General features: G+C 69.8%; 10 protein-coding genes. 5 read left to right on the top strand and 5 right to left on the bottom strand.

Going from position 1 to position 12330, the window contains the following annotated elements:
* Window positions 1–42 precede the first annotated feature (42 nt).
* From Q0Z66_RS07400 to Q0Z66_RS07390, 3 genes are read right to left on the bottom strand one after another with little or no spacing between them, the layout of a single operon-like run.
* On the bottom strand, window positions 43–972 hold the full coding sequence (locus tag Q0Z66_RS07400; protein ID WP_298039641.1) for a phosphotransferase family protein: 930 nt from the start codon (window positions 970–972) through the stop codon (window positions 43–45).
* Window positions 969–2168 carry an acyl-CoA dehydrogenase family protein gene (locus Q0Z66_RS07395; RefSeq protein ID WP_298039640.1) on the bottom strand — a complete coding sequence of 400 codons (1200 nt, stop codon included), beginning with the start codon at window positions 2166–2168 and terminating at the stop codon, window positions 969–971. The genes Q0Z66_RS07400 and Q0Z66_RS07395 overlap by 4 nt, the downstream gene beginning before the upstream one ends.
* Window positions 2165–2932 (bottom strand): SDR family oxidoreductase, encoded by a 768-nt coding sequence (locus Q0Z66_RS07390; protein WP_298039638.1) that lies wholly within the window; start codon window positions 2930–2932, stop codon window positions 2165–2167. Before Q0Z66_RS07390 ends, Q0Z66_RS07395 begins: the two co-directional genes overlap by 4 nt.
* 121 nt (window positions 2933–3053) lie before the next feature.
* Here Q0Z66_RS07390 and Q0Z66_RS07385 point away from each other — a divergent pair, with 121 nt between their 5' ends.
* The 4 genes from Q0Z66_RS07385 to Q0Z66_RS07370 are packed head-to-tail and all read left to right on the top strand — an operon-like array spanning window position 3054 to window position 8669.
* The gene (locus Q0Z66_RS07385; RefSeq protein WP_366938979.1) at window positions 3054–4241 is read left to right on the top strand and encodes an acyl-CoA dehydrogenase family protein; all 1188 of its coding nucleotides are present in this window, start codon (window positions 3054–3056) and stop codon (window positions 4239–4241) included.
* An 18-nt stretch (window positions 4242–4259) separates the two neighbouring features.
* Window positions 4260–5468, top strand: a complete 1209-nt coding sequence (locus Q0Z66_RS07380) for an acetyl-CoA C-acetyltransferase (RefSeq protein ID WP_298039636.1) — start codon at window positions 4260–4262, stop codon at window positions 5466–5468.
* Between the two features lie 23 nt (window positions 5469–5491).
* Entirely contained in the window at window positions 5492–7693 is a 2202-nt protein-coding gene (locus tag Q0Z66_RS07375; protein ID WP_298039634.1) for a 3-hydroxyacyl-CoA dehydrogenase NAD-binding domain-containing protein, read from the top strand.
* Window positions 7686–8669 (top strand): nitronate monooxygenase, encoded by a 984-nt coding sequence (locus Q0Z66_RS07370; RefSeq protein ID WP_298039631.1) that lies wholly within the window; start codon window positions 7686–7688, stop codon window positions 8667–8669. The genes Q0Z66_RS07375 and Q0Z66_RS07370 overlap by 8 nt, the downstream gene beginning before the upstream one ends.
* Window positions 8670–8830: 161 nt before the next feature.
* On the opposite strand, the gene Q0Z66_RS07365 is transcribed toward Q0Z66_RS07370, so the two are convergent.
* A complete protein-coding gene (locus Q0Z66_RS07365) occupies window positions 8831–9436 on the bottom strand; it encodes a TetR/AcrR family transcriptional regulator (RefSeq protein ID WP_298039628.1) in 606 nt (201 codons plus the stop codon).
* Window positions 9437–9551: 115 nt separating this feature from the next.
* On the opposite strand from Q0Z66_RS07365, the gene Q0Z66_RS07360 reads away from it, so the two are divergent.
* Complete coding sequence (locus tag Q0Z66_RS07360) at window positions 9552–11042, top strand: aldehyde dehydrogenase family protein (protein ID WP_298039625.1); 1491 nt, start codon at window positions 9552–9554, stop codon at window positions 11040–11042.
* 36 nt (window positions 11043–11078) lie between these two features.
* Here Q0Z66_RS07360 and Q0Z66_RS07355 read toward each other — a convergent pair whose 3' ends face one another.
* Complete coding sequence (locus Q0Z66_RS07355) at window positions 11079–12287, bottom strand: TetR/AcrR family transcriptional regulator (protein ID WP_298039622.1); 1209 nt, start codon at window positions 12285–12287, stop codon at window positions 11079–11081.
* Between the last annotated feature and the right edge of the window lie 43 nt (window positions 12288–12330).

The following is a 12330-nucleotide window of genomic DNA, read 5'->3' as shown; positions in this document are numbered from 1 at the left end:
TCACCCACTACATCGCCCGGTCGCTGCTCGAAGCCGGAGGGTTCAGACCAGCGCTACACCCTCGTTCGTGAAGAGCCCGCATAGCGCTCGACGAGGTCCGCCCGGCGCGGACACCCGTCGCCGCGCGTCACGGTCGTCAGATCCAGCGGGGGTGGGCGCGGCATCCCGGTCCGCGTACGTCGCCACGAGATAGCCGAGGTCGGCGAGCGGGTCGCCGAGGGTGGCCATCTCCCAGTCGAGGATCGCCTGCACCCGTACCGGCCCCGAGCGGGCGAACATCAGGTTGCCGATGCGGAAGTCGCCGTGCACGACGGATGCCCGCGGCGAGCGCGGCAGGTTCTCCCCCAGCCACACCGCCAGCGCGTCGACCTCGGGCAGTGTGCGCCGCGACACCGTCGGCCACAGCGAAGAGAAGCGGTCGACCTGGCGGCGCAGGTATCCGTCCGGGCGCCCCAGGGTCGCGAGCTCGCCGGTGCCAACGTCGAGCGCGTGCAGTGCGGCGAGCGCGTCGACCGCCGCATACGGCATCGCCTGACGTCCTTCGTCGTCGTCGAGGTGCGCGGGCATCCGATCGGTGATGACCTCGCCATCGAGGTGCTCCATCACGTAGAACGGCACACCGAGCACGCTCTCGTCGTCGCAGACGTGCAGGATCTCGGGCACCGCGAGGCCCTCCGCCCGGAGCAGGGTCTGCACCCTCGCCTCGCGGAGCATGTCGTGCGCCGAGGGCGGATGCGGCGGCCGCGGCCCCCGGCGCAGCACGAGCCGCCGACCACCCCACTCCAGCAGGAAGGTCACGTTCGAATGCCCCTCGCCGATGCGCGCGACCCGGATGCCGGAGCCGCCGTCGGATGCATCGCCCAGGCCCGCGGCGGCCAGACGCGCCGCCAGCGCATCGAGCACGAGCAGCGGCGGGCGCTCCTGCCGTGCGGCCTCGGTCGCGGTGCGCACGATCTCGCGGTCGCCGCTCATGAGGGGCCTCCCACCCGGTCGAGGCGAGCGGCGCCGGCATCCGTCTCCCGCTGCCTGGCGCGCGCGGCGCGCCGCGCGATCGCCCACCGGTGCGTCTCGCTCGACCCGTCGTAGATGCGGAACGGCCGCACCTCGTTGAGGTACTGGATCAGCGGCAGTCCGGAACTCACCCCGTCGCCTCCGCACAGCTGCACGGCCCGGTCGATGACGCGGAACACCGCCTCCGAGCAGTGCACCTTCGCGATCGACGACAGCGCGGCTCCCGCACGCGGGTCGTCCTCGAGCACGCGGGCGGCCCGGTCGATGATCGCCGCCGACGTCTCGATGTCGATCGCGCTGTCGGCGATCATCGCCTGCGCGACGCCGAGATCGGCGATGCGCGAGCCGAACAGCTCGCGCCCGTTCGCCCGGTCCAGGCACGTGTCGAACGCGCGGCGTGCGAGCCCCAGCCAGCGCATGCAGTGCGTGAGACGGGCGGGCCCGAGCCGTACCTGCGCGTACCGGAAGCCCTCCCCCGGCGCGCCGAGCACATCGGCATCCGGCACGAAGACGCCGTCGAAGACGACGTGCGGATGCCCGCCGGCGATCGCCGCTTCGATCGTGCGGATGCCGGGGCCGATCCGCACCCCGTCGGCGTCGAGCGGCGCGAGCAGCATCGTCGCGCCGGCGGGGTGATCGCCGTCGGCGTCCGTTCGCGCCATGACGATCGCGAACGCCGCCCCGTCGGCGCCGGAGATGAACCGCTTCTCGCCGCGGATCACCCACCCGCCATCGACCCGCTCGGCGTGCGTCGCAAGGGCGTCGGGGTCGGACCCCGCGCCCGGATGCGGCTCGGTCATCGCGAACGACGAGCGGATGCCGCCCGCCACCAGCGGACGCAGATAGCGCTCCTTCTGATCGTCGGTGGCGACCACCTCGAGCAGGCGCATATTGCCCTCGTCCGGGGCCATGCAGTTCAGCACCGCCGGCCCGATCAGCGAGTAGCCGGCCTCCTGGAACACCGGCGACCACTCCGGCAGCGCGAGCCCCCGGCCGCCGTACTCGCGCGGGGCATGCGGGGCGTGGACCCCGGCTTCCTTCGCCTGGGCGCGCAGGTCCGCGAGCGCGGCATCCGCCAGAGTCTCGCCCCATCCGGGCTCCGCCGGGATCACGACGTCGCGGATGAAGGCGCGCGTGCGCGCGACGAGGTCGCTCACGCCGTTCCTCCGGCATTCAGGAGCCCGCCGTCGAGCGTGAGCACCTGGCCGGTGATCCACCCCGCCCCATCGCCGCACAGGTAGGCGACGGCATCCGCCACGTCGTCGGGGGTGCCGAGCCTGCCCGCCGGGTAAGCGGCGGCGACCTCGTCCTCGCGGCCCTCGTAGATGGCCTCGGCGAACCGCGTCTTCACGACAGCCGGCGCGACCGCGTTGACCCGGATCCGCGGCGCGAGCTCGACCGACAGCGTGCGGGTGAGGTGGCTGACGGCGGCCTTGCTCACGCCGTACCAGCCGATGCCGGGCGAGGGGACATCGCCGGCGACGGAGGAGAGATTGACGATCGCGCCGCCGGATGCCTGCTCGCCCAGGCCCGCGCGCACGGCCTGCTGCGTCCAGGCGAGGGTACCGATGACGTTCACCTCGAATACCTTCCGAGCGGCATCGAGGTCGAGGCCCGCGAGCGGGCCGTAGACGGGGTTGATGCCGGCGTTGTTGACGAGGATGTCGAGGCGTCCGAACTCCGAGGTCATGCGCGCGAACACCTCCTCGCGGTGCGCGGGGTCGTCGGCGGCTCCCGCCACGCCGATCGCCCGCTCCCCGAGCTCCGCGACCGCGTCGGCGAGCGCCTCGGCGCGGCGGGCGGTCACACAGACGGACACCCCCTCCATGATGAGTCGGCGGGCGATGGCGAGGCCGATGCCACGGCTCGCGCCGGTCACCAGCGCCGTGCGGCCGGAGAGCGGTCCGTCGGGGTGCGTCATGATGATCTCCTTCGATCCCCTGATTTCTCTAATCTTCATTAAACTTCTGCGTCCGCGCAAGGCATTCGATCAGCCAGACTCCGGTGTTGACTCCAAAACTTTTGAATGCATAATAAAAACTGTGACCCGCGATGAGGCGGAGGAAGAGAGGCCGATGATGGCGCTGACACGAGAGCTGTACGACGACGATCACGAGGAGTTCCGAAAGATCGTGCGGGAGTTCGTCGAGCGTCACGCCAAACCGCACGCCGAGCGGTGGGATGCCTCCGGCGTCGTCGATCGCGAGCTGTTCACCGCGGCGGCCGAGGCCGGCATCCTCGGGTACTCGATCGCGGAGGAGTACGGCGGCGGCGGATCCGACGATTTCCGCTTCAACGCGATCATGGCGGAGGAGCTCGCCGGCAACCCCGTCTCCAGCGGTATGGCCGGCATCGCCCTGTCGAACGACATCACCATCCCCTATTTCACCGACCTCACGAACGACGAGCAGAAGCAGCGGTGGCTGCCCGGCATCGCATCCGGCGAGCTCATCACCGCGATCGCGATGACCGAGCCGGGCACGGGCAGCGATCTCTCCGGCATCCGCACCACCGCCGTGCGCGACGGCGACGACTACATCGTCAACGGCTCCAAGATCTTCATCTCCAACGGTCAGAACGCCGACCTCGTCGCCACCGCGGTGCGGACGTCCCCCGATCCGCACCGCGGGCTCAGCCTGCTCATCATCGAACGCGGCATGCCCGGCTTCAGCCGCGGCAAGAACCTCGACAAGGTCGGCCTGCACGCGCAGGACACCAGCGAGCTCATCTTCGAGGACGTGCGCGTGCCGGCAGTCAACCTGCTCGGCGAGGAGGGCGCGAGCTTCGCCGGCCTCATGCGCAACCTCCCGCTGGAGCGCCTGTCGATCGCGGCGGGCGCCGTCGCCTCCAGCGAGGGCGTGCTCGCCCACACCCTCGACTACGTCAAGGACCGCACCGCCTTCGGCAAGCCCATCGGGTCGTTCCAGAACACCCGGTTCGAGCTCGCCGACATGGTCACCGCGACGCAGGCGAGCAGGGCGTTCGTCGACCGCGCGATCCGCCAGCACTGCGCGGGCGAGCTGTCGGCGGCGGATGCCTCGGCGGCGAAGTTCCACACCACCGAGCAGTACGTCGACATCGTGAACCGCTGCCTGCAGCTGCACGGCGGATACGGCTACATGCAGGAGTACCGCATCGCCCAGGACTACCTGGATGCGCGGATCACCACCATCTACGGGGGAACGACCGAGATCATGAAAGAGATCGTCGGCCGGGACCTCGGGCTCTGAGACAAGGATGTGAAAGAGATGACTGACGCGTACATCTACGACGCCGTGCGCACCCCGCGCGGCAAGAACAAGGGCGGGGCGCTGCACGCCACCAAGCCGGTCGACCTCGTCGTGGCCCTGATCGACGCGATCCGAGACCGCAACCCGGGGCTCGACGCGAACGAGATCGACGACATCGTGCTGGGCGTCGTCTCGCCCGTCGGCGAGCAGGGCGGCGACATCGCCCGCACCGCCGCCCTCGTGGCGGAGCTGCCCGAGTCCGTCGCCGGCGTGCAGATCAACCGGTTCTGCGCCTCGGGCCTGGAGGCCGTGAACCTCGCCGCGCAGAAGGTGGCATCCGGCTTCGAGGACCTCGTGCTCGCCGGCGGCGTCGAGTCGATGTCGCGCGTGCCGATCGGCTCGGACGGCGGCGCCTACGCACAGGACCCGACGACCGCCTACGACAACTACTTCGTGCCGCAGGGCATCGGCGCCGACCTCATCGCCACGATCGAGGGCTTCACCCGCGAGGACGTCGACGCGTTCGCGGCGCGCTCGCAGGAGCGCGCGGAGACGGCTTGGCAGGAAGGACGATTCGCGAAGTCGATCGTCCCAGTGCGCGACATGAACGGCGTCACCCTGCTCGAGACCGACGAGCACCGCCGCCCGGAGTCGACCGTCGAGTCGCTCGGACAGCTGCCGGCGAGCTTCGCGACGGTCGGCGCGCAGGCTGGGTTCGACGCCGTGGCCCTGCAGAAGTATCACGCGGTCGAACGCATCGAGCATGTGCACGGTCCGGGCAACTCGTCGGGCATCGTCGACGGCGCCGCCCTCATGCTGATCGGATCCCGCGCGGCCGGCGAGGCCGCGGGCCTGAAACCGCGAGCGCGCATCATCGCCACCGCCGTCACCGGCTCCGAGCCAACGATCATGCTCACCGGTCCCACGCCGGCGACGCAGAAGGCCCTCGACCGGGCCGGCCTCACCGTCGACGACATCGACCTGTTCGAGCTGAACGAGGCCTTCGCGGCCGTGGTCATGAAGTGGCAGAAGGATCTCGGCATCCCGGACGAGCGGGTCAACGTCAACGGCGGAGCCATCGCCATGGGGCATCCGCTGGGCGCCACCGGCGCCATGATCCTGGGCACGCTGCTCGACGAGCTCGAGCGCCAGGGCCTGAAGCGGGGCCTGGCGACGCTGTGCGTCGGCGCCGGGATGGGCATCGCCACCATCATCGAGCGGGTCTGAGCCCGAGGGTTCGAGGAGGAACCATGAGCATCGCAGAGAACGTCGAGACGTACACCGGATACGCCTGGGAGCGGGATGCCGACGGCATCGTCACCGTGACCATGGACGACCCTGATGCGTCCGTCAACACCATGAACCCGCACTTCACCGCCGCCCTCGAGGCGACCGTCGACCGGCTCGAGGCCGAGCGCGAGAGCATCGCCGGTGTCATCCTCGCCTCGGCGAAGAAGAGCTGGTTCGCCGGCGGCGACCTGAACCTGCTGCGCGCGGCGGACCCGGCGAAGGCCGCCGAGGAGACCGCGCACATCGACCACGTCAAGGCGCTGCTGCGCGGTCTCGAACAGCTCGGCCGTCCTGTCGTGGCCGCCCTCAACGGCACCGCGCTCGGCGGCGGGCTCGAGGTCGCCCTCGCCTGCCACCACCGGATCGCGGCATCCGACGCCCGCGGCGCGCAGTTCGGCCTGCCCGAGGTCTCACTCGGCCTGCTCCCCGGCGGCGGCGGGATCACTCGCACGGTGCGGATGCTGGGACTGCAGAAGGCGCTGCAGGAGGTCATCCTGCCGGCGACGAAGTTCCGCACCGAGGATGCGGTCGCCGTCGGCATCGTCGACGAGACGGCGCCGCTCGCCGAGCTCCACGATCGGGCGCGCGCCTGGATCACCGCGAATCCGGCCCCGGTGGTGCCGTGGGATGAGAAGGGCTTCCGGCTGCCGGGCGGCGCGGTCTCGTCGCCGTCGGTCGCCGGCATGCTGCCGGCGCTGCCCGCCCTGCTGCGCAAACAGCTCAAGGGCGCGCCCATGCCGGCGCCGCGCGCGGCGCTCGCCGCCGCCGTCGAGGGCGCGTACGTCGACTTCGACACGGCGTCGCGCATCGAGACCCGCTACCTCGTCAGCCTCACGCACGACCAGGTCGCGAAGAACATGATCAAGGCGTTCTTCTTCGACCTGCAGGAGATCAACGCCGGCGGCAGCCGGCCGCTGGCATCCGACGGCTCCCCGTTCCCGAAGTTCACCGCCACGAAGGTCGGCGTGATCGGGGCCGGCATGATGGGCGCCGGCATCGCCTACGTCTCGGCGAGGGCCGGCATCGACGTGGTACTGAAGGACGTCTCCGTCGAGGCGGCGGAGAAGGGCAAGGACTACTCCCGAATGCTGGAGCAGAAGGCTCTCGCTCGGGGGAAGACGACCCCGGAGAAGTCCGAGGCGCTGCTCGCCCGCATCCACCCGACTGCCGACGCCGCCGACTTCGACGGCGTGGACTTCGTCATCGAGGCCGTGTTCGAGTCGATGCCGGTCAAGCAGAGCGTCTTCCAGGAGATCCAGGACGCCGTACGGCCGGATGCCGTGCTCGGCTCGAACACGTCGACACTGCCGATCACCCAGCTGTCGGAGGGGGTGAAGCGTCGGGACGACTTCATCGGCATCCACTTCTTCTCCCCCGTCGACAAGATGCCGCTCGTGGAGATCGTGCGCGGCGAGAACACCGGCAACGAGGCGCTGGCGAAGACGTTCGACTACGTGCAGCAGATCCGCAAGACCCCGATCTTCGTCAACGACTCCCGCGGATTCTTCACTTCGCGCGTGATCGGCACGTTCATCGCCGAGGCGGTCGCCGCGGTCGGCGAGGGCGTGGAACCGGCATCCGTCGAGCAGGCGGCCCTCCAAGCCGGCTACCCGGCAGGAGCGCTGCAGCTGCTGGACGAGCTGACGATCTCGCTGTCGCAGAAGATCCGGATCGAGACCCGCACCGCCGTCGAGGCCGACGGTGGCGTGTGGACGGAGCATCCGTCCGAGGCCGTCATGGACTGGATCGTCGACGAGGCGAAGCGGCCCGGCCGCAAGGCCGGCGGCGGGTTCTACGACTACTCCCCCGAGGGCCGGCGCGCCGGCATCTGGCCGGGCCTGCGCGAGAAGTACGGATCCGGACGCACCGTGCTGCCGCTGGTGGACCTGCAGGAGCGGATGCTGTTCGCCGAGGCGCTGGACACGATCGACTGCCTCGACAAGGGCGTGCTGACATCCGTCGCCGACGCGAACATCGGCTCGATCTACGGCATCGGATTCCCCGCCTGGACCGGCGGCGTGCTGCAGTACGTCAACCAGTACGACGGCGGCCTGGACGGGTTCATCGCCCGGGCCCGCGAGCTCGCCGATGTCTACGGCGAGCGCTTCGCCCCGCCCGCATCGCTGATCACCCGCGCCGAGCGGGGTGAGACCTATGAATGAGCAGCCGCGGTTGCGCACCCCCTTCACCGAGGCGCTCGGCATCGAGCATCCGGTCGTGCAGGGCGGGATGATGTGGGTCGGACGCGCCGAACTCGCCGCAGCCGTCTCGGAAGCGGGTGGTCTCGGCATGATCACCGCGCTCACCCAGCCGACGCCGGCGGATCTGACGAAGGAGATCGCTCGGGCGCGCGCCCTCACCGACAAGCCGTTCGGGGTGAACCTGACGATCCTGCCGTCGATCAACCCGCCGCCCTACGACGAGTACCGGCGGGCGATCATCGATGCGGGCATCACGATCGTCGAGACGGCGGGGTCGAGCCCCGAGCCGCACATGGACCAGTTCCGCGATGCCGGGGTGATGGTCATCCACAAGTGCACCTCGGTGCGGCATGCGCTCAAGGCGCAGGCCGTCGGAGTCACGGCGGTGTCGATCGATGGATTCGAGTGCGCGGGCCATCCGGGCGAGGACGACGTGCCCGGGCTCGTGCTGATCCCGGCGGCGGCGGATGCTCTGGACATCCCGTTCATCGCCTCCGGCGGCTTCGCCGACGGGCGGGGGCTGGCGGCGGCACTCTCACTCGGCGCCCACGGCGTGAACATGGGGTCGCGGTTCATGTCGACCGTGGAGTCGCCGATCGCGCAGAGCGTGAAGGACCGGATCGTCGAGGCGAGCGAGCTCGACACGAACCTCATCTTCCGGTCGCTGCGCAACACCGCGCGGGTGGCGAAGAACGCCGTATCGGACGAGGTCGTGAGGATCCTCGCCGAGGGCGGGCAGTTCCCCGACGTGCAGCCGCTCGTCGCCGGAGCCCGGGGGCGCAAGGTGTTCGAGGACGGCGACCTGGATGCGGGGATCTGGACGGTCGGTCAGGTGCAGGGCCTCATCCGCGACATCCCGACCGCGGGCGAGGTCGTCCACCGCACGGTCACGCAGGCGCATCGGGTGCTGCAGGAGCGACTGGCGATGTTCGGCTGACCTCTCCGTCACTCCCACCGTTGCCCCGCCGACTCAGGGCCGGCCCTCGCACAGCGCGCAGCGCGCACCACCGCTGCATAACTCCGGAGAAACGCCGGTTTCGCGGCTGCGAAATCACGGAAGCACAGAAAATCTCCGGAGTTATGCAGGGCGGAGGCGTGTCAGGGGCGGGCGAAGGTGCCGAAGCGCACCATGTCCTGCGCGCCGCGGACGAGATCATCGAGCGAGCGGGTGCGGGGGTTCCACCACTCCACGGCCCAGTTCATCGACCCGAGTAGCAGCAGCCGGAACACGTTGATGTCAACGCCGTCGCGCAGCTCTCCGGCGTCCTGCGCGGCGAGGAAGAGCTCGCGCCACAGCCTGCTGTATGCCCCCTCTTCCGCAGCGGGCCGCACGCGCAGGTGCTCGGGAACCTGGCCGGCATTGCGCACCGATGCGGTCGTGTAGTCCGAGATCTGCAGCTCGTAGCGCAGGTGGGCGTCGACGGCGGCGAGGATGCGATCGGAGGGTGTTGCCGCGCCCTCCAACCCCGCGAGCACCTCCTCGACGTGCACGCGCACCCGGTGCGCGCCCGCCCACATGACCTCTTCGACGAGCTCATCGCGCGACGCGAAGTAGTAGTAGATCGCGGGTGCCTGCACGCCCGCGGCCTCGGCCACGTCGGTCAGCCGCGTGCCCGCGTAGCCCTTGCGGCTGAGCACCTGTGCCGCGGCATCCAGGATCCGTTGGCGCGTGCGCGCCGACTTCGAGGTCTGCTCCGTCGTCATTCCGGCATTCTAACGATGATTCGAAAAATCTCACCGCCTCTTGCCCCGGGAAAACAACGGGGCTAACGTGAATTGTCATTAACTTTTTCTCAATGAAGAGCAAGAGGAACCCGCCATGACCATCACCCGTGCAGAAGAATCCGCCCGTCTCGTCGCGCATGATCCGCGCGACGGCAGCGTGATCGCCGAATACGCCCTCGAAGACGATGCCCGCGTCGCCGAGCGCGTTCAGACCGCCCGCGCTGCCGCCACGTGGTGGGCGGCGCAGGGGTTCGACGGCCGAAAGCGCGTCATCCTCGCCTGGAAGGGCGCGATCGCACGCGGTGCAGCAGAGCTTGCGGCTATCATCTCGCGCGAGACGGGCAAGCCCGAAGGGGACGCTCTGCTGGAGGTCATGCTCACGCTCGGCCACCTCGACTGGGCGGCCAAGAACGCCCACCGCGTGCTGACGCCCCGCCGCATCAAGGCCGGCATCATCAACTACAACCAGAAGGCGACGCTGCGCTATGAACCGCACGGGGTCGTCGGTGTGATCGGTCCCTGGAACTACCCGCTGTACACGCCGATGGGCTCGATCTCGTACGCCCTGTCGGCGGGCAACGCCATCGTCTTCAAACCCAGTGAGCTCGCCCCCGGGACGGCCCGCTGGATTGAAGAGCGCTGGAGCGAAGTCTGCAACCATCCCGTGCTGCAGGTCACGACGGGCGACCGCACCACCGGCGCGGCGCTCGTGCGCGCCGGCGTCGACAAGGTCGCGTTCACGGGCTCGACGGCCAGCGCCAAGCGCGTCATGGCCGCGTGCGCCGAGACGCTGACGCCGTTGGTCGCGGAGTGCGGAGGGAAGGATGCCCTGATCGTCGCAGCGGATGCCGACCTCGATGCCGCGGCCGACTTCATCGTGTTCGGCGGATTCGGCAATGCCGGGCAGACCTGCGTCGGTGTGGAGCGCGTGTATGCGGTGCGCTCGGTGCGCGACGCGCTCGTCGAGAAGGTCGTCGATCGTGCCCGTCGGCTCTCATTCGACGGCGAGGCTCCGGCGTACGGCCCACTCACGCTCGCGTCGCAATCCGAGATCATCGCGGACCACATCGCGGATGCCGTCGCCCGGGGCGGCCGTGCGGTGCTCGGCGGACCGGAGTCGGTGACCGGCCGGCACGTCGCCCCGGTCGTCCTCGTCGACGTGCCGGAGGAGTCGGATGCTGTGCGAGCCGAGACCTTCGGGCCGACGGTCGTCATCAACGCCGTCGCCGACCTCGATGAGGCCGTGGCCCGTGCGAACGCGACCGACTTCGGCTTGGGAGCTGCTGTCTTCACCCGAAACGCGAAGACGGGCGAGGCGGTGGCCGCCCGTCTTCGGGCGGGCGTCGTCACGATCAACTCCGTGCTGGGCTTCGCTGCGATTCCCGCCCTGCCGTTCGGCGGGGTGAAGGGCTCGGGCTTCGGACGCATCCACGGCGCCGATGGGCTGCGCGAGTTCAGCGTTCCGAAGTCGGTGGCCCGTCAGACACGGGATGCCGCGATGAAACTGCTCACGATGGATCGCAGCGACCGCGACATGCATCTCGTCGCGAAGCTCATCCCGATGCTGCACGGCAAGGGAAAGTAGCCCCTGGAACCCGCCTCTCCTCCGGGAAGCGCGGGCTCAGATGCCGAGCACGGCCTCGACGAAACCGGCGAGCCGAGCCGCGACGGCGTCATCGCGTTCGGCGAGCAGCGGCATCTGATCCGTGATGACGCTGAAACCGGCGTGCACGAGCACCGCCGCTTCGCGGCCGCCGAGTTCGGGACGCACAGCCTGCAGCAGCGCGGTCCAGTCGGCGACGTGGGCGCGCTGCATCGCGCGCAGGCGACGCTGGTCCTCGGGGGCGAGATTGCCCAGCTCGGAGAAGTAGATCCGCATCAGCGCCAGGTTGCGGAAGGAGTGATCGACATAGGCGCGGCAGAGTCGGCGCAGCGCCTCATCGGGGGTGAGCGACGACTCGCGGACGTGCAGCACGGCCCGCTCGAGCGAGACCGCCGCGCGATCGCAGGCGGCGAGCAGCACCGCCGGCTTGCCATCGAAATGCCGGTATACGCCGGAGGGCGTCAGATCGACCTCGACGGCGAGGTCCTCGATCGTGACCTCGTTGTACCCGCGTTCGGCGAACAGCCGGATCGCGGTGTCGACGAGCTGCTCGCGCCTCCCGGAAGCGGTATCCCTCTGTTCGAGGAGATCGCCCGCGGCGGGTACCGAAGATGCGACCGTCGGGTCGATGTCGAGCATCCGCCAGGCGGCTTCCTTCAACAGCGCCCGCAAGCTTCGCATCGCGACCACCGTGCGGTGCGCGGTGACGCTCGCGACGACGCTGAGCGCGGCGAGCGCGATGAGCCGCCGCTCGTGCTCGTCGATGTCCGACCGATAGAGCCGGTGCGGCTCCTCGAACCTCTCACGCAGCATCCGGAACTCCGCCGTGAGGCGCTCGCGGTCATCACGCTCGAGGTAACGGCCCTCCCAGCGATAGATGCCGCCGATGGTGCGCAGGTCGATCGTCGTCGCGATGACGTCGTCGAGCAGCTCGTCGAGAGCGGCGCGGGCATCCGTCGCCGTCTCGATGGGCTGCTCGGCGGCATCCGCCGTAGCGTCGATCAACTGGCGGACGAGGGCGAAGGCCGTGGTGACGAACAGCGCGTACTTGTTCGGGAAGTGCCGGTACAGCGCCGGCGCGGAGATGCCGACGGCGTCTGCGATGTCCTGCATGCCGACGGCGTGATACCCGCTGCGGGCGAATGCGGCGGCGGCAGCCTCCTGGATGCGGCGCTTGCGATCGCGCGGACGCGTCCGGTTCACGGGCAGGCCGGCGGAGGATGACATAGCCGACAGCCTACCGGCCGCTGTCCGCACGTGATTATCTATT

It is taken from the genome of uncultured Microbacterium sp. (assembly GCF_947632095.1).
In the GTDB taxonomy this organism is placed as follows: Bacteria; Actinomycetota; Actinomycetes; order Actinomycetales; family Microbacteriaceae; genus Microbacterium.
Note: the sequence above shows the minus strand (reverse complement) of the source record. Positions and strands in the feature narration are given on the sequence as shown.